The 17015-nt window shown below is 72.3% G+C and carries 11 protein-coding genes and 1 pseudogene; 2 read left to right on the forward strand and 10 right to left on the reverse strand.

The window, feature by feature from the left end; genetic code table 11:
* The coding region (locus N5079_RS34325; RefSeq protein ID WP_261588393.1) for a type I polyketide synthase at nucleotides 1-4859 on the forward strand (4859 nt) is incomplete at its 5' end.
* Nucleotides 4856-5629 carry an SDR family NAD(P)-dependent oxidoreductase gene (locus tag N5079_RS34330; RefSeq protein ID WP_261588394.1) on the forward strand — a complete coding sequence of 258 codons (774 nt, stop codon included), beginning with the start codon at nucleotides 4856-4858 and terminating at the stop codon, nucleotides 5627-5629. The genes N5079_RS34325 and N5079_RS34330, both read left to right, overlap by 4 nt.
* Here the strand turns inward: N5079_RS34330 and N5079_RS35720 are convergent.
* From N5079_RS35720 to N5079_RS34380, 10 genes and pseudogenes are all read right to left on the reverse strand, one after another.
* A pseudogene (locus N5079_RS35720) lies at nucleotides 5619-6186 on the reverse strand (ester cyclase). The gene N5079_RS34330 and the pseudogene N5079_RS35720 sit on opposite strands and share 11 nt — an antisense overlap.
* The gene (locus N5079_RS34340; protein ID WP_261588396.1) at nucleotides 6075-6902 is read right to left on the reverse strand and encodes an SDR family NAD(P)-dependent oxidoreductase; all 828 of its coding nucleotides are present in this window, start codon (nucleotides 6900-6902) and stop codon (nucleotides 6075-6077) included. The pseudogene N5079_RS35720 and the gene N5079_RS34340 overlap by 112 nt, the downstream one beginning before the upstream one ends.
* Nucleotides 6899-8752, reverse strand: a complete 1854-nt coding sequence (locus N5079_RS34345; RefSeq protein WP_261588397.1) for a dipeptide ABC transporter ATP-binding protein — start codon at nucleotides 8750-8752, stop codon at nucleotides 6899-6901. Before N5079_RS34345 ends, N5079_RS34340 begins: the two co-directional genes overlap by 4 nt.
* Nucleotides 8749-9666 carry an ABC transporter permease gene (locus N5079_RS34350; RefSeq protein ID WP_261588398.1) on the reverse strand — a complete coding sequence of 306 codons (918 nt, stop codon included), beginning with the start codon at nucleotides 9664-9666 and terminating at the stop codon, nucleotides 8749-8751. Before N5079_RS34350 ends, N5079_RS34345 begins: the two co-directional genes overlap by 4 nt.
* A complete protein-coding gene (locus N5079_RS34355; RefSeq protein ID WP_261588399.1) occupies nucleotides 9663-10622 on the reverse strand; it encodes an ABC transporter permease in 960 nt (319 codons plus the stop codon). Before N5079_RS34355 ends, N5079_RS34350 begins: the two co-directional genes overlap by 4 nt.
* Nucleotides 10607-12328 (reverse strand): ABC transporter substrate-binding protein, encoded by a 1722-nt coding sequence (locus N5079_RS34360; RefSeq protein WP_261588400.1) that lies wholly within the window; start codon nucleotides 12326-12328, stop codon nucleotides 10607-10609. The genes N5079_RS34355 and N5079_RS34360 overlap by 16 nt, the downstream gene beginning before the upstream one ends.
* 115 nt (nucleotides 12329-12443) lie before the next feature.
* Nucleotides 12444-13388, reverse strand: a complete 945-nt coding sequence (locus tag N5079_RS34365; protein WP_261588401.1) for a LysR family transcriptional regulator — start codon at nucleotides 13386-13388, stop codon at nucleotides 12444-12446.
* A 32-nt stretch (nucleotides 13389-13420) separates the two neighbouring features.
* Nucleotides 13421-14974 (reverse strand): class I adenylate-forming enzyme family protein, encoded by a 1554-nt coding sequence (locus N5079_RS34370; protein WP_261588402.1) that lies wholly within the window; start codon nucleotides 14972-14974, stop codon nucleotides 13421-13423.
* Nucleotides 14971-15363, reverse strand: coding sequence for a nuclear transport factor 2 family protein (locus tag N5079_RS34375; protein WP_261588403.1), 393 nt, complete (start codon nucleotides 15361-15363; stop codon nucleotides 14971-14973). Before N5079_RS34375 ends, N5079_RS34370 begins: the two co-directional genes overlap by 4 nt.
* A complete protein-coding gene (locus N5079_RS34380) occupies nucleotides 15360-17009 on the reverse strand; it encodes a class I adenylate-forming enzyme family protein (protein WP_261588404.1) in 1650 nt (549 codons plus the stop codon). The genes N5079_RS34375 and N5079_RS34380 overlap by 4 nt, the downstream gene beginning before the upstream one ends.
* Nucleotides 17010-17015 lie beyond the last annotated feature (6 nt).

Genomic DNA, 17015 nt, shown 5'->3' on the forward strand with positions numbered 1-17015 from the left:
CCGACCCCGTCCCCGCCGACGTCCCCGCCGACGTCCCCGCCGACGCCGGGCCCGAGCGGGAGCCGGGACGGGCTCTGCCCGCCATCCCCTGGACGATCTCCGGCCGCACCCCCGCCGCCCTGCGCGCCCAGGCCGACCGCCTGCTGGCTCACCTCGACCGCCACCCCGACCTCGACGCCACCGACGTGGCCCACTCGCTGGCCACCACCCGCACCGCCTTCGACCACCGCGCCGTTGTCATCGGCCCAACCCGCGCCGACCTCACCGAGGGCCTGCGGGCCCTGGCCGCGGGCAGCGCCCTCCCGAGCACAGTGACCGGCACGGTCGGCGGGGACCCCGGAGTGGCGTTCCTGTTCACCGGTCAAGGCAGCCAGCGGACCGGAATGGGACGACAGCTCTACGACACCTTCCCCGTCTTCGCCGCCACCTTCGACACCCTCATCGAGCACCTGGACCGCCACCTGGCCGGCCATGTCCCGGCCCCCCTCAAAGACGTCGTCTTCGGCGAGGCCGAGCCTGGACTGCTCAACCAGACGGTTTACACCCAGGCCGGTCTGTTCGCCGTCGAGGTCGCCCTGGCCCGGCTGCTCGAATCGTGGGGCATCACCCCCGCCGCCGTGGCCGGCCACTCCATCGGCGCCCTGGCCGCCGCCCACATCGCCGGCGTTCTCGACGCCGCCGACGCCACCGCCCTGGTGGCCGCCCGCGGCCGCCTGATGCAGAGCCTGCCCGGCGGCGGGGCCATGGCCGCCATCCAGGCCACCGAGGACGAGGTCACCGCCGCTCTCATCGGCGGCGTGACCATCGCCGCCCTCAACACCCCCACCTCAGTGGTCGTCTCCGGCGACGCCCCCGCCGTCCACGCTGTGGCCGAGGCCTTCCGCGTCCAGGGCCGCAAGACCCGCGACCTCACCGTCAGCCATGCCTTCCACTCCCACCACATGGACCCCATCCTCGCCGAGTTCGAGGACACCCTTGCCGCCCTGACCTTCCGCCCTCCGCGGATCCTCGTCATCTCCGACCTCACCGGCCAGGTGGCCACCCCCGACGAGCTCGCCTCCCCCGCCTACTGGGCCCGCCACCTGCGCAACGCCGTCCGCTTCCACGACGTGATCCGCACCGCCCACGCCCAGGGCATCACCTCCTTCGCCGAACTCGGCCCGGACGGCGTGCTGACCGCCCTGGTCCGGGAGACCCTCGGCGACGACCCCGGTGTGGCCGCCGTCCCCACCGTGCGCCGTGACCGGCCCGAAGTCGCCACCACGCTCACCGCCGCCGCCCACCTTTACACCCGAGGCACCCCCGTCGACTGGGCGGCCGTCTACGCCGACAGCGACCCCACCACAGTGGACCTGCCCACCTACGCGTTCCAGCACGAACGACTGTGGGTCGAGCCACCCCCCGCCGGACCCAGTGACGCGTCAGGGCTGGGCCTGAGCCCGGCGGACCATCCGCTGCTGGGCGCCGCCGTGACCCTCGCCGACGGGGACGGCACCGTCCTCACCGGCGAGCTCTCCCTCGCCACCCACCCCTGGCTCGCCGACCACGCCGTCTTCGGCACCGTCATCGTCCCCGGCACAGCCTTCATCGACCTGGCCATCCACGCCGCCGACCAGACCGGCCACACGACCATCGACGAACTCATCGTCCACGCCCCCCTCGTCCTGCCCGGCCGCGACGGCGTTCACCTCCAGGTCATCGTGAACACCGATCGGCACACCGTCGACATCTACTCCCGTCCCCACGACGCCACCACGGAGTGGACCCGGCACGCCACCGCCGTACTGGCGAACAGCGACGCGGAGCCCGGCTTCGACTTCGCGGTGTGGCCACCGAGGGATGCGACCCCGGTGGAGGTGGAAACGGTCTATCCGGACCTGGCCGAGGCGGGGTTGCGGTACGGCCCGGCGTTCCAGGGGCTGCGCGCCGCCTGGCAACGCGGTGACGAACTCTTCGCCGACGTCGTCCTCCCGGAGGGCGGCCAAAGCGACGCGGCCGCCTTCGGGGTGCATCCCGCGCTGCTCGACGCGGCCGTGCACCTCCCCGCGTTGCGCGGTCTGGCCGACGTGCCGGAGGGGCAGAACCGCCTGCCGTTCGCCTGGAACGGCGTTCGACTGCACGCATCGGGCGCGACGGCGCTCCGGGTCCGGGTGGTGATGGCCGATTCCGGTTCACTGACGCTGCAGGCCGCGGACGCCACCGGCGCGCCGGTGGTCTCGATCGACTCGCTCGTCGCCCGGCTCGTCTCCGCCGATCAGTTGCGCACCACCACTCCGGCCCGGCCCAACGCGCTGTTCCATGTCGAGTGGCCTCCGCTGGCTACGGCTCCTGCCGTACGGGAGGCCTGGGCTGTGCTGGGAGAAAGCTCGCTCTACGAGGAGCTCCGCGATGCGGGAGTCACGGCGTCCCTGTTCGCCGACCTGGCCGCCCTCACGGCCGCCGTCGAAGCCGGAGAGCCCCTGCCCGCCCTGGTAGTCCTCCCGGTCGCCGGCCAGACCGACCCCGTACGCGGCGCGCACCACAACACCGAGCAGGTCCTGGCCGCCCTTCGGCAATGGCCGGCCGACGACCGATGGGCCACCACACGACTCCTCGTCCTGACCCGCCACGCCGTCGCCGCCAAGAAGGACGACACCCTCGACCTCACCACCGCCCCCGTCTGGGGCCTCGTACGATCGGCGCAGTCCGAACAGCCCGGCCGCATCCTGCTCGCCGACCTTGACGACGATCCTCGATCCGTCGGCGCGCTGCCGGCGGCCGTCCCCGCGGCTCTCGCCGCCGACGAATCCCAGCTCGCCCTGCGCGAAGGGCTGGCTCAGGTCCCCCGCCTGGCCCGCGCGCCCGAACCCGAACCGGATCCCCTCCCCTGGGATCCGGAGGGGACCGTGCTGATCACCGGCGGCACCGGTGGCCTGGGCAGCACCCTCGCCCGCCACCTCGTCACCACCCATGGCATCCGCCGCCTCCTCCTCACCAGCCGGAAGGGCCCCGACGCACCCGGCGCGCGGGAACTCCACAGCGAACTCACCGCGCTCGGCGCCGACATCACCATCGCCACCTGCGACGTCACCGACCAGGACGCCCTCGCCGAAACCCTCGCCGCCATCCCCGCGGACCACCCCCTCACCGCCGTCGTCCACACCGCCGGAACCACCGACGACGCCCTCATCGGCAACCTCACCGCCGAGCGGCTTCACACCGTCCTCGCCCCCAAAGTCGACGGCGCGTGGAACCTCCACCACCTCACCGCCGGCCACGACCTCGCCGCCTTCGTCCTCTTCTCCTCCATCTCCGGACTCCTCGGCGGAGCCGGACAAGCCAACTACGCCGCCGCCAACACCTACCTCGACGCCCTCGCCACCCACCGCGCCGGCAACGACCAACCCGCCACCACCCTCGCCTGGGGACTCTGGGACCAGACCACCGGAATCACCACCCGCCTCACCGCCGCCGACCAGGCCCGCATCGCGCGGACCGGCCTACGCCCCCTCACCACCGCCGCCGCACTCGCCCTCTTCGACACCACGGTCTTCCGTCGCCACCCGAGTGCGCTTCTCGTCCCGACGCTTCTCGGCACCGTCATGGAGTCGACGCCACCACCGCTCCTCCGCGGGCTCATCCGGTCCTCCCGGCGCGCGGTCCGCACGAGCACCGGCGGAGTGTCCTCGGTCACCGACCGGCTGGCCGGACTGGACCAACCCGAACGCACGCGGCTCCTCCTGGACCTGGTGCGCACCGAGGTTGGGACCGTGCTGAGCCATCCCGACCCCGAGGCCATCCCCACCGACCGGGCGCTCATCGAGCTCGGCCTCGACTCCCTCACCGCCGTCGAGCTGCGCAACGGCCTCAACACCGCCACCGGCCTCCGCCTCCCCGCCACCCTCACCTTCGACCACCCCACCCCGGAAGCCATCGCCGGTTTCCTGGCGGGTGAGCTCGGCGAGACGGCATCGGCACCGGGCGGGCTGCCGGGCCGTACCGGCGCGAAGCAGGCCACCGGCGGGCTGGCCGCGATCCACCGCGGAATGCACGAGGCGGGCAAGCACGTGGAGGCGGCGCAGCTGCTGCTGGCGGCCTCCCACATCCGGGGCCAGTTCGGCGCGCCGGAGCGGGACCGGCACGCGCTGGACCCGATCCGCCTGGCCACCGGGCCAGGCCGGGTCTCGCTGGTCTGTTTTCCCGCGCTCAGCGCGATCTCCGGGCCGCACGAGTACTCCCGGTTCGGGCAGACCTTCCGAGACGAGCGGAACGTGTACGTGGTGCCCTCTCCGGGGTTCACCGACGGGGCCGACGAATCGCTGCCGGACTCACTGGAGACGCTGATCCAGATGAACGTGGAAGGGCTGCGCCGCAGCGTCGGCGACGAGCCGTTCGTGATCGTCGGGCGTTCGATGGGCGGCTGCGTGGCGCACGCGGTCACCGTGGCGCTGGAGGACGAGGGCCTGTTCCCCGCCGGGCTCGCGCTGATCGACAGCTACCCCATCGACGCCGCCACGCGGGAGGGCATGGACTGGTGGCTGGCCGCCATGATCGGCGGGATGCTGGAGCGGATCGACCGGTTCGACATGACGCTGCACGACAACAGGCTGACGACCATGGGCACCTACAACCGTCTCTTCGTCGGATGGCAGCCCAAACCGGTGCGGACCCCGATCCTGCTGCTCCGAGCGGCCGTGCCCCTGCGGGGCACCACAGTCGACTCGGACGTGGACTGGCGGGCGTACTGGCCGGTGGCGCACGAGGCCGTGGACATCCCGGGCGACCACTTCAGCACCCTGGAGGAAAGCTCCGACACCACCGCCCAGGCGATCCGCTCCTGGATCGACGCGCTGATCGACATCGACGGGCCGGACGTGTGACCGCCCGGCCGTCGGCGATCGTGACCGGCGCGGGAGCCGGCATCGGGCGCGCGAGCGCGGAGCTGTTCGCCGAGCGTGGGTACGACGTCGTGGCCGTGGACCTCTCCGGAGCCGCACTCGGCGAGCTGGAGGCGTCCCACGGCGTCGTGCCGCTCGTCGGCGACGTGGCGGAGGAGTCCGCCAACGTCGTGGCCGTCGAGCTGGCGCTCGACCGGTTCGGACGGCTGGACGCCGTGGTGCTCAACGCCGGGATCGGTGCGACGCCTCCGTTGGAGGCGCCGGACGCGGTCGAGCGATTCGACCGGATGGTCTCGGTCAATCTGCGCGGCCCGGTGCTGGGCATCCGGGCCGCCGCGCCGGCCCTGCGCGCGGGAGGCGGCGGCGCGATCGTGCTGACCGCCTCGATCTCCGGGCTTGGCGGCGATCCGGGAGTCTGGGCGTACAACGCGACCAAGGCGGGCGTGGTCAACCTCGTCAGAGGCACGTCGATCGACTACGCGGCACAGGGCATCCGGATCAACGCTGTGGCGCCCGGGCTCACCGACACCCCGCGCACCGCCGTACACCGGGAGGACCCGGAGTTCGCGGCCGAGCTGACGCGGCGGATCCCGATGCGCCGCTGGGCGCGTCCCCGGGAGCAGGCCGAGGCCATATGGTTCCTGGCCTCGCCCGCCGCCTCCTACATCACCGGAGTGACCCTTCCCGTGGACGGCGGGCTGAGCGCCAACACCGGCCTGCTCCTCCCCCCGGGCGGACCCGTCACAGCGTGAGCTGCTCCAGGATGCCCAGCCGGTCGGGGAGGACCTCATACTCGACGATCCGGCCGTCGCGGAACCTGATCGTGCTGATGCTCTGACCGGTGAAACGCCGTCCGCTCGGCGGAGCCGAACACGTTGCCGCGCTGCACTCCCTCGATCGTCCAGTACACGACGACCCGGTCCCCTTCGGCGACGGTGTCCGTCACCGTGGCGGTCACGCCCTCGACCGCCGAGCGCAGCCATGTGATGTGCTGGACGAAACCGTCCCGGCCACCGGCTCCTCCGGCCGGTCCCGCGCCGTCCGTGGCGTCATCGGCGATGATCTCGTCGAGGACTTCCAGGCGTCCCTGGGTGACGGCCTCCTCGTAGAAGCGCCTGGCCACCTCACGGTTGGTCTCGGTCGTGCTCATGGGCAGATCCTTTCTGTTCGAATCGGGCTGGGAAGTGTCTGACTTAGTCACCGGGGTGTTCCCGGCAGGGGCAGAATGCCGAGGCTGGCGTCGAGACCGCCGTCGACGACGAGCGTCGTCCCCGTGATGTAGGAGGCGGCGGGTGAGGCCAGGAACCATATGGCCTCGGCCTGCTCACGCGGTTCGGCGAACCGCTGGAGCGGGACGCGCCGCTCGATCTCCGCCGTGAGGATCGGGTCCTGCCGCACTCCGGCGTTGATCCGGGTCCAGGTCAGCCCCGGGGCGAGGGCGTTGACCCGGATCCCCTGCACGGCGTAGTCGATGGCCGCGGCACGGACCAGATTGATCACGGCGCCCTTGGACGCGTTGTACGCCCAGTTGCCGGGGTCGGCACGCAGCCCGGCGACCGACGCGGTCACCACGATGGCCCCGCCGCCTCCGGCGCGCAGGACGGGGGCCGCGGCGCGGATGCCCAGGATCGGGCCGCGGAGGTTGACCGCGAGAATGCGGTCGGCGGCCTCGATCGCGCCGGGCGTCTCGAAGGGGCGCGTCCCCCCGATCCCGGCGTTCAGGACCACGGCGTCGAGCCTCCCGAACCGCTCGACGGCCAGCGCCACGGCGGCGTGGTTGGTGGCCTCCACCGACACGTCGCCGGTCAGGGTCACCACGTGGTCGAGCCGGGAGAGCTCCTTCAGCGCCCGTTCGTCCTGGTCAACGGCGACGACGCCGACTTTCCGTCCGGCGAACAGCTCGACCGCGGCGCGGCCGATTCCCGAGGCGGCGCCCGTCACGACGACGGCCCGCGGCGTCCCGGTTCCGCCGGGGCCATGCCGATCATGGTGATCGTGGCCGGGGTCAGGGGTGGTTGAGGTCATGTCGGGCCCTTCAGGTCCATGGCGGATGCGAGTTTCCCCGCCGCCGGGCCCGCGTCGATCCGCGGGACGGCGGCGAGCAGTGCGCGGGTGTACGCGGCGCGCGGCGACCGGAACACCGTGTCGATCTCCCCGATCTCGACGACCGCTCCGTCCTTCATGACGGCCACCCGGTCGCACACCTGGCGGACGACCCCCAGGTCGTGGGAGATGAACAGCAGTGAGACCCCGACCTCGCGCCGTAGCCGGGCGAGCAGGGCGAGAATCTGGGCCTGGACGGTGACGTCCAGGGCGGAGACCGGCTCATCGCAGACGATCACCTCGGGATTCGGGGCGAGTGCCCGCGCGATGGCGACCCGCTGCCGTTGCCCGCCCGAGAGCTGGCCCGGCCGCCGGCCGAGCAGACCCGCGTCGAGCCCCACCTCGCCGAGCAGCTCCACGACGCGATCGCGCCCGCCGCGGCGCGCCGCATCCCCCCGTGACCGGCCGGGCAGCGCCTCCGCGATGACGCGTTCGACGGTGAAGCGGGGGTCGAAGGAGCTCAGCGGGTCCTGGTCGATGAGCTGCACGCGGGAACGCCGGGCGCGGCGATCCCGTTCACGCAGGCCGCTCCACGCCTGCCCGTCCAGGAGCACCGATCCGGCGTCGGGCTCGAACTCCGCCAGCACGATCCTGGCGGTGGTGCTCTTGCCCGAGCCCGACTCGCCGACGAGTCCGAGCGCCTCCCCCGCCATCAGGTCGAACGACACGTCGTCGACGGCGGTGCGCCAGGATGCGTCCGGCGACCGGAACCGCTTCGTGACACCGCGAACGGTGACCACCGCCCGGCCGCGCGCGGGGGCCGGCTGAGCCGGCGGCGCGGGCCGCGGCCGTCGTCCGGTCTCGTCCGTGACGGGGCGCCAGCAGCGGACCATGCGGTCCGGCCCGTACGGCACGGGCGTCGGGAGCTCAGCCGCGCAGCGGTCGTCCGCCAGGGAGCAGCGGGGGGCGTAGGGACACCCCGTCTCCGCCGGAGGCGCCGACCGGAGCGCCGGCGGCTCCGTCACCGGACCGTCCAGGCTCGGCACGGCGGCCAGCAGGTCCACCGCGTAGGGATGCGCGGGAGCCGCCAGCAAGGCCGCCGCCGGCCCCCGCTCCACCACCATGCCCCCGTAGAGGATGGCGATGTGATCGGCCAGCCGGGCCACGACCGCCAGGTCATGGCTGATCAGCAGCACCGCCGTACCGGCGTCCTTCATGCCCTTCAGGAGGTCGAGGACCTGGGCCTGCACGGTGACGTCGAGAGCGGTGGTCGGCTCGTCGGCGACCAGCAGCGACGGCCGTGCGGCGATGGCCGAGGCGATCAGCGCCCGCTGCCGCAGCCCGCCGGACAGCTCGTGCGGATACTGCAGGTAGCGCACGTCCGCATCGGGCACACCGGCCTCCGCGAGCAGCTCGATGACCTGCTCGTCCAGGGTGTCCCGGCTCGCCAGGCCGTGGACCTCGAGTGGCTCGGCGACCTCGTCCCCGACCCTGCGCAGCGGGTCCAGCGAGGTCAGCGCGTCCTGGAGGACGTAGCCGGCGCGACGGCCGCGCAGCTTCCGCCACTGCCCGGGGCTGAGCCGGCGAAGGTCGCGTCCCTCGAACGAAAGGATCTCGGCGCGCACATCCGCGGTCCTCCCGGCCAGCCCCAGCAGCGCCCGCGCCGTCACGCTCTTGCCCGAGCCCGATTCCCCCACCACGGCGAGACACTCCCCCGCGCGGAGGGACAGGCTGACATCGCGTACGGCACGCACGACGCCCTGCCGCGTGGTGAAGTCGACCGAGAGTCTCTCCACGGCGAGCAGCGGCTCGGCCGGCGCGGCACCGGTCATCGGGACTCCCGCCCTTCATAACGGGCCTGCAGCTCGCGTCCGATGACGGACACGGACATGACGGTGAGGGTGATGGCCGCGCCGGGGAAGACCGCGAGGGTCCAGCTCGCGTCAAGGTAGTCGCGGGCCTGCGCCAGCATCGACCCCCACTCCGGATCGGGGGGCTGCGGGCCGAGCCCGAGGAAGCTGAGGGACGCTCCCGCGATGATGGCGGTGCCGACGTTCAGCGTCGCCAGGATCAGCAGGGGCGCGAGCACGTTGGGCACGATGTGGCGGCAGAGGATCCGCCAGGGCGGCAGCCCGAGGTTGGTCGCGGCCCGCACGTATGGCGAGCCCCGCACGACCAGGGCCTGGACCCGGACGATGCGGGCGAAGCCCGGCGCGAGGGAGATGGTGATCGCCACGACGGCGTGTCCGGTGCCCGGTCCGAGGACGGCGACCACGAGGAGGGCCATCAGGATGCTGGGGAACGCCAGGAAGACGTCGGCCACCCGCATGGCGGCCTCGCCGGCGACCCGTCCGCCCAGTGCCGCCAGCAGCCCCCACACGGAACCGGCCGCACCCGCCAGCAACGTCGAGCCCAGCCCGACGAGCAACGAGGGGCGCGCCCCGTAGACGACCCTGGCGAACACGTCGCGCCCCAGCTGGTCGGTGCCGAAGGGGTGTCCTTGGCTGGGGCCGCGCAGCGCGGCCGCCGGATCGACCACGTTCGGCCCCTGATTGAAGAGACCGGCGAACAGACTGGCGAACAGGCCGGGGAAGGCCGCGGCCACGAAGACCAGGACGAAGAACGCGGCGGCGAGGAGCGGCACGGGCCGCGGGACGCGCCGGCGCGACGTCCGGGACCGGGCCGCGGCGGCGCGGACGCCGTCGTCGTACGGCGTGGCCGTGGCGGCTGTCTGGGGAACGGTCACAGCGCGGCCTGCCGCATCCGTGGGTCGACGACCCGATAGAGCAGGTCGAGGCCCGTGTTGATCAAAGAGAAGCACAGTGCCGCCAGCACCACCACGCCCGTCACCACGGGGAAGTCCCGCCCGTTGACCGCAGCGACGACCACCTGGCCGACGCCCTGCCGGGCGAAGACCGTCTCCACCACCACGACCCCGGCGAGGAGTTCGCCGAGCGCCCAGCCCGAGAGGGTGAGCACGGGCAGCGCGGCGTGGCGCAGCGCGTGGCGCAGCCGGATGCGGTTCTCCGTGGCGCCTCGCGATCGGGCGGTGAGAGCGAACGGCTGGTCGAGCGCGCGTTCCAGCCCCTCCCTGGTCACCTGCGACAGAACGCCGGCGATCGGCAGCGCGAGGGCGACCCACGGCAGCACGAGCGCGGCGACGCCGTCGTCTCCCAGCACCGGAAACCAGCGGAGGTGGAAGGAGAAGACGGTGAGCAGCAGGATGCCGATCCAGAAGTTGGGCGTCGAGATGGCGCAGAACTCGACCGCGCGGGACAGCGCGCGGGCGCGTGGCCGTCCGGCGGTGAGCAGGGCAAGGGTCAGCGCCAGGGCGAAGCCGAGAAGTGCGGCGCCCGCTGCCAGGGCGGCCGTGGCTCCGAGCTGCTCCAGGACCACGCCGCCGACGGACTGGTTGAGCTGGTAGGACTCGCCGAGGTCGGCGCGGGCGAGCCTGCCGAGGAAGACGGCGTACTGGACGACGATCGGCTCGCGCAGGCCGTACCGCTCGCGGATGGCGTCGAGCACCTCCGGCGTGGCGTGGGCCTGGACCCCGCCCGCGATCACGCGGGCGGGGTCGCCCGGCACCAGCCGCATGCCGACGAAGGCCAGCGTCGCCGCCCCCCACAGCACCAGCAGGGTCAGCGCGAGCCTGCGGGACAGCCAGCGCGCCAGCGGCGGCACGGAGATCAGGCCCCCAGCCACGCGCCGTGGAAGACCGGGTAGGTCTGCGCGTCGAAGGTGACGCCGCGCACCTTGCCGGACAGGCCCACGAGCTGCACGGGAGTGTAGAGGGGAAGCACGTATGCCTGCTTGAGCACCTCGGTCTGGACGGCGGAGTAGTCACGGCCGGCCGTCGCGGGGTCGGAGGTCTCCGCCGCCTCCTCGACCCAGTGATCGATCTGGGGCGACCTGACGAGCGCGACGTTGCCGCCCGCCTTGGCGTAGGTGTTGCCGGACGCGAACGCGAACCGGAGCACGTCGGGCGTGGGCCTGGCGAAGCTGACGTCGATCAGGTCGTACCCGCCGCCGATGAGGTGTTTGCTGACGAACGTCCCCGTGTCCACGGTAGGCCGGTCGACCTTGATCCCGGCCAGCTTGGCCTGGGCCTGGATCCCCTCGGCCAGGACGTCGCGCTGCTCCTTGTTGCCCTCCGCCCAGAAGGGCCAGACCAGGGTGAGGGTCTTGCCGTCCTTGACGCGGTAGCCGTCCGCGTCGGTCTTCGTCCAGCCCGCCTCGTCCAGCAGCCTCTTCGCCTCCGCGGGGTCGTAGGCCGCGCGGGCGCTCTCGGCGCCGGCGTCGTAAGCGGCGGTCGTCGGGCTGAGCGGATTCCTCGCCGCCTTGAAGTGGCCGAAATAGATGTTCTTGACGAGCCCTTCGACGTCGATGGCGGCCGAGAACGCCCGGCGGACCCTGACGTCCCGGAGCGGCCCGCGCGTCTGGTTGAAATAGAGGTTGTAATTGAGCCCAGGCGTTTCCTGGGCGTTCAAGGTGAATCCGGGAAGGGATTTCAACCGCTCGGCGTCGACCGGCGGGACGCCCGCTATCGCCTGCACCTGACCACTCGTCAGCGCGCCGTATCGGGTGGCGTCCTCGGAGACGAATTCGAATACCAGATCGTCCAGATACGACGCCCCCTGGTGGGACGCGTTCTCCGGCGGCGAGGAATATCCGGGATTCTTCTTCAACGAGACACGCTTGTCCTTCTCCCACGAGACGTAGGAGAACGGGCCGGTCCCGACGGGTTCGTACTCCGCGACCGGCTTGGCGAGCGCGGCCGGGCTCTGGATCCCCAGGTAGGGAACCGACAGCGCCTGCAGGAACGGGGTGAAGGGCCGGGAGAGCGTCACCTCGACGACCAGGTCGCTCACCGCCCGCGACTTCTCGTAGGGAGCGATCAGCGACGCCGCGTACGCCGACTTGGTCGCGGGATCGACGACATGGTCGAGCGACGCCTTGACGGCCTGCGCCGTAAGCGGAGTGCCGTCGTGGAATCGCACGCCTTCGCGGAGGGTGAAGGTGTAGGTCTTGCCGTCCGGCGAGATCGCCCACCGCTTGGCCAGCCAGGGGCCGAAGCTGTCCGCGCCGGTCTGCACCACCAGGGAGTCGAAGATGTTCCGGTCGATGAGCCCGGTGACCGCGGTGGCCGCCACCGCCGGGTCGAGCGACACCTGGGTGCCGGCGATGGCGTACCTGAGGGTCCCCCCGGCCACCGGCCCGGCCTTGCCCGCGCCCCGCGCGGGCGGCCGGTGGTCGTCCCGGCCCGCGAGGGACACCACGAGGACGACGGCGACGGCGACGATCGCGGCCAGGGCGGAGAACACGATGTTCCGGCGCCGCGACCGCAGACGACCACGCTTTCTGACGGGTTCGTCCTCGACTCGAGTGGCTGCGTCATCGCTCAAGGACATGGTGAAACCTTCTCTGCCGGAACGGCGGGCGAAAAACGGGCGGATGGCGCGAGAACATCATCCCCGATTCCCGCTTTGGCGATCACACCATATTCGGCCGCACCGGTCAATGCCGTTATGCGCTTTCCACCCCGGCGGAACAATTCGAATTATCTATCAATTTCAATTCGAATCGCCTATCGGTCGGCGGTGCGGGCACGGAGGGAATCATCACTGACGAGAAGAACTTGCGCAGGATGTCACCGGAGTTCGCCGTGATCGCCGGATCCAGCCCCTGCCTGCCGACGAGCCACAGCCCCATGGCTCCCTGCGGCGGAAGCTCGTGAAGCTCCCGCAGGCCGTCGGGCACGCCGTACGCCGTCGGCAGCAGGGCGACCCCGAGGCCCGCCCGCGCGGCGGCGAGGACGCCTTCCAGGTTGACCGCCTCGGTCGTGATCCGCACCGCCCAGCCGAGCCCTTCCAGGACGCGTACGGCCTGGCGCCGGAGGCCGCACGGCTCCTGGAAGGCGACGAGCGGCAGTTGCGCCCCCATAGGAGGCGGGAACCAGCCGGGCGCCGCCAGCCAGCGCAGCGGCAGGGAGCCCACCTCCGTCCCGCCCACGTTGGCCATGGCGCCGAGGATCAGCGCCATGTCGAGCGTTCCGCGCGTCGTCTCCTCGGCGAGGATCGGGCTGCGGTCCAGCCGGAAGACGACGTCGTATCCGGGCAACGCGGACAGCAGCGCGGCGAGCAGGTCGGGCAGCACCTGGCCCGCCGCGTCCTCGATGGCTCCGACGGTCAGCGTCAACGGCCGGCCGGCCCCGAGGCGGGACATCGCGTCGTCATGCATGGCGAGTAGTCGCCGGGCCTCCACCAGCAGCGTCTCACCCGCCGGCGTGAACCTGGTCAGCCGGCCCGCCCGCTCGACCAGCGGCCGGCCGACGACCCGCTCCAGACCGCGCACGTGCTGGCTCACGGTGGGCTGGCTCGTCCGCAACGCGGCCGCCGCGCGGCCGAACCCTCCACAGTCGGCGATGGCGACGAAAGTCCGTAGCTGGACCAGGTCGAGCAGTGCTCCCATAGCCGCATGATAAAAGGAAAAGCCTACTTTCCCTACCGGGAAAATCGGTCGCGGAGCTCCTGCTTGCGAACCTTCAGGCTGGCGGTGCGGGGCAGCGCGTCCACGACGAACACTCGCGTCGGCCGTTTGTAGCCGGCGAGCCGGTCGCCGACGTACCGGACGACCTCCTCGGCGTCGGGAGCGCGCTCCCCGGCCGGGACGACGGCGGCGGCCACGGTCTCGCCCCAGCGGGCGTCGGGCAGGCCGAAGACGGCCGCCTGCGCGACCCCCGGCATGCCGGCCAGCACGTTCTCGACCTCGGCCGGGTAGACGTTCATGCCGCCGGTGATGATCATGTCCTTGATCCGGTCCGTGATGTAGACGTATCCGGCCTCGTCGACGTGCCCGGCGTCGCCGGTCCGGAGCCAGGGGCCGCTGAACGACTCCGCCGTCAGATCGGGCCTGCCGTGGTAGCCCGCGAAGAGCGTGTCCGACTCGACGACCAGCTCCCCCGTGCTCCCGGCCGGGAGGAACTCCCCCGACTCACCGACGACCCGGACGCTCGCGATCGGCACCGGCCGTCCGGCGGACGCGTAGATGTCGTCCGCCGGGCAGCCGGGGCCCCAGTCGGCCGCCGTCGTCGCGGTGACGGGGGCGCCGGTCTCGGTCATCCCCCACGTCTCGATGTAGCGCGGGCCGACCACCTCCACCAGGTCGCGGACCTGGGCGGGCGGCAGCGCGGACGCCGAGTGCAGGATCCCGGCGAGGCTGCCGAGCACCTCGGGCCTCCGCCGCACCTCCTCCGTGAACGCGGGAACGAGCGGGCTGGGGGCGTACGTGAAGGTGGAGCGCTCGCGGACCATGGCGTCCACCCACGCGTCCGGCGCGAGCCCCGCCATGAACGACAGGGTGCCGCCGAGGTAGAGGTGGGGCAGTACGACGCCCCAGAGCGCGGCCACGAACGAGAACGTGCCGGTGAACGCGCAGCGGCTGCCCGGCGCGAGGCGGTAGTGGTACGGCATGTGCCGGATGATCCTGGCGAGCGTCGCGTTCTCCACCACGACGCCCTTCGGCGTTCCCGTCGTGCCGCTGGTGTAACCGATGATCGCCGGCCCGTCCCCGGGGACGGGCTCCGGGGCGCGGTCGGACGCCTCGGCGAGCAGGTCCGCGTAGCGCAGGCCGCCGGGGAGCGGCTCGCCGCCCACGGTGACCAGCGCGGCCAGGTCGCCGAGCCCGGCCACCTGGCCCGCGACGGCGCTCCGCCCCGAGGTGCAGGCGAAAGCCCGGACGCCGGCATCCTCCAGGACGGCCTGGACCTCGCCCGCCTTGAGCCGGTCGTTGACGTGCACCGCGGTGAACCCACCGAAGGCGCAGGCGACGTAGGCCTCCAGCGCCTCGACGCGGTCCTCCATCATGAGTGCCACCCGGTCGCCGGGCCGTACGCCCAGGCCGCGAAGGGCGTTGGCGAACCGCGCGGCGTTGCGGGCGAGCTCGCGGTAGGTCCGGCGCTCGCCGTGGGCCACCATCGCCGTCCGGTCGGCGAAGCGGCGGGTGGCGGCCCTGAGGAGGCCGCCCCAGCTGTCCGGGAACGCGTCGGGTGCGCTCATTCGGCGAAGTCGGCGGACAGGCCCATGCCCCGGAGCAGGGTTGCCCGGTCGTAGTACTCCAGCCACTCGGCGACCAGGCCGTCCTCGATGCGGAGGACTCCCACGACCGGGACCTCGCCGTGGCTGCCCCGCGCGTCGAAGACGTCGAGCCGCTCCATGAAGACGCGGTCGTCGACGACGCCCATGGCCTTGACCCGGATATCGAGCCGCTCCAGCCCTTCGGCGAGTACGGCCAGCCGCTCCCGGATGGCCTCCCGCCCGGCGAGCGGTTCCTGCATCACGCTGTGCAGGACGCCGTCGGGCGCGAACAGGCTTATCACGCGCTCCCAGTCGAGCGCGTTCCAGGCGTCGATCATGTCCTGTGCGACGCGGATCTTCTGGTCCGTCATGCGAGCTCTCTCCTGATGTCGCGCTTGAGGATCTTGCCGACCGGGTTGCGGGGCAGCGCCTCGCGCAGCTCCAGCCGTTCGGGCAGCTTGTAGGACGCGATCTTGGCCGCCCGCAGATGAGCGAGCAGCCCGTCCAGCGTGACGGTGCGCCCCTCCTTCGGGACGACCACGGCGCACACCTTCTCTCCCAGCACCTCGTCCGGGTACCCGAGGACGGCCACCTCCGCGACGTCCGGGTGGGCGCTGATCAGGCCCTCCAGCTCGGCGGGCGCGATGTTCATGCCGCCCCGGATGATGAGGTCCTTCACCCGGTCGACGTAGCGCAGGAACTCCCCGCGCTCGCCGTCGATGACGAAGACGTCACCGGTCTTGAGGTAGCCCTGCTCGTCGAACGGGCTCGGGAGCCGGTCGCCCTTGAGATAGCCGGGGAAGACCATCGGCCCCTTGATGCGCAGCTCGCCGGGGCGGCCGGGCTCGGTCACCTCCTCACCGGTGTCGGGATCGACCAGGCGGGTGGAGATCTGCTCCGCCGACCGGATCGACCACTTCACGCCCGGCACGCCGTACCGGGGGAAGAACAGCGCCCGCTGCTCCGGATCGGGCACGTCGTGCGGGTCGGTGATGAGTGCGATGCCCTCGTTCGACCCGAAGAAGTTGATGATCCCGATGCCGTAGTCCTCCTGCCAGCCCTTCACCATCGACGGGGCCAGCGGAGCCGAGCCCGACCCGATGAGGCGCAGTGAGCCGATGTCGGTCGCCGCCAGCAGCTCGGGCCTGGCCAGCAGCATGGTGAGCAGCGCGGGCGGCGCGACGGTGTAGGTCGCGCGTTCCTCCGCGATCTGCCGGAGGAACGTCGGCAGGTCGAACGGGTGGTGCTGGACGAGCACGCCGCCGACCCGCAGCCACGGGAGGAACATGCCGTTGATGCCCGCCATGTTCACCATGGGGAACGGGTTCAGTAGCACGTCGCCGGCGGTCAGCCGGGGCGCGTCCACAGTCACCCAGCTCGCCGCGAGCCAGTCGTAGTGGGTCCTCCGCACGCCCTTGGGTGTGCTCTCGGTGCCCGACGTCCAGCAGATGGTCACGCAGTCGTTCGGGTCGGCGGCGTGCGACTCGACCGGGCCGCGGGCCGCGGCCAGCTCGGCGTCGAACCCGGGGTCGCCGTGGGCGAGGAGGACGCGCAGGCCGGGCAGTGCCCCGCGCGCCTCCCCGGCCATCGGCCGCCCGCCCATTTCCGTGAAGGTGAGAAAGCCGGCGAATCCCGCGAGCGCGCCCAGCTCCCCGATCTCGTGCGCCCGGTACTGCACGGGCAGCGGGGAGATCACCAGGCCGAGCCGCCAGCCGGCCAAGTAGGCGGCGGCCAGCTCGACCGTGTTCGGCAGCTGTACGGCCAGCACGTCGCCCGGCCGGAGCCCGTGGTCGCGCAGCACCGACGCGAGGCGGTTCACCTCGTCGTCGAGCTCGCTCCAGGTGAGCCGCCGGGGGTCGGCGCCCACCAGGTCTGGCTTGTTGGCCGGGTCGACGATCGCGAGCCGGTCCGGCGCCGCGGCCACCCGCGCCCGGAACAGATCGTCCAGCGTCTCCCGCGTCCACCAGCCCCTGGCGACGTACTCCTCTACCCGCTCAGCGGGGTGCAGCCCTCTCATCGTTGG

The organism is Planotetraspora sp. A-T 1434 (assembly GCF_025420585.1).
Taxonomy (GTDB): domain Bacteria; phylum Actinomycetota; class Actinomycetes; order Streptosporangiales; family Streptosporangiaceae; genus JAOEGB01.

Coding starts and splice junctions, on each gene's coding strand:
- N5079_RS34340 (WP_261588396.1), bottom strand. CDS start 6,902: ATGACCTCAACCACCCCTGACCCCGGCCACGATCACCATGATCGGCAT.
- N5079_RS34345 (WP_261588397.1), bottom strand. CDS start 8,752: ATGACCGGTGCCGCGCCGGCCGAGCCGCTGCTCGCCGTGGAGAGACTC.
- N5079_RS34360 (WP_261588400.1), bottom strand. CDS start 12,328: ATGTCCTTGAGCGATGACGCAGCCACTCGAGTCGAGGACGAACCCGTC.
- N5079_RS34365 (WP_261588401.1), bottom strand. CDS start 13,388: ATGGGAGCACTGCTCGACCTGGTCCAGCTACGGACTTTCGTCGCCATC.
- N5079_RS34370 (WP_261588402.1), bottom strand. CDS start 14,974: ATGAGCGCACCCGACGCGTTCCCGGACAGCTGGGGCGGCCTCCTCAGG.
- N5079_RS34375 (WP_261588403.1), bottom strand. CDS start 15,363: ATGACGGACCAGAAGATCCGCGTCGCACAGGACATGATCGACGCCTGG.
- N5079_RS34380 (WP_261588404.1), bottom strand. CDS start 17,009: ATGAGAGGGCTGCACCCCGCTGAGCGGGTAGAGGAGTACGTCGCCAGG.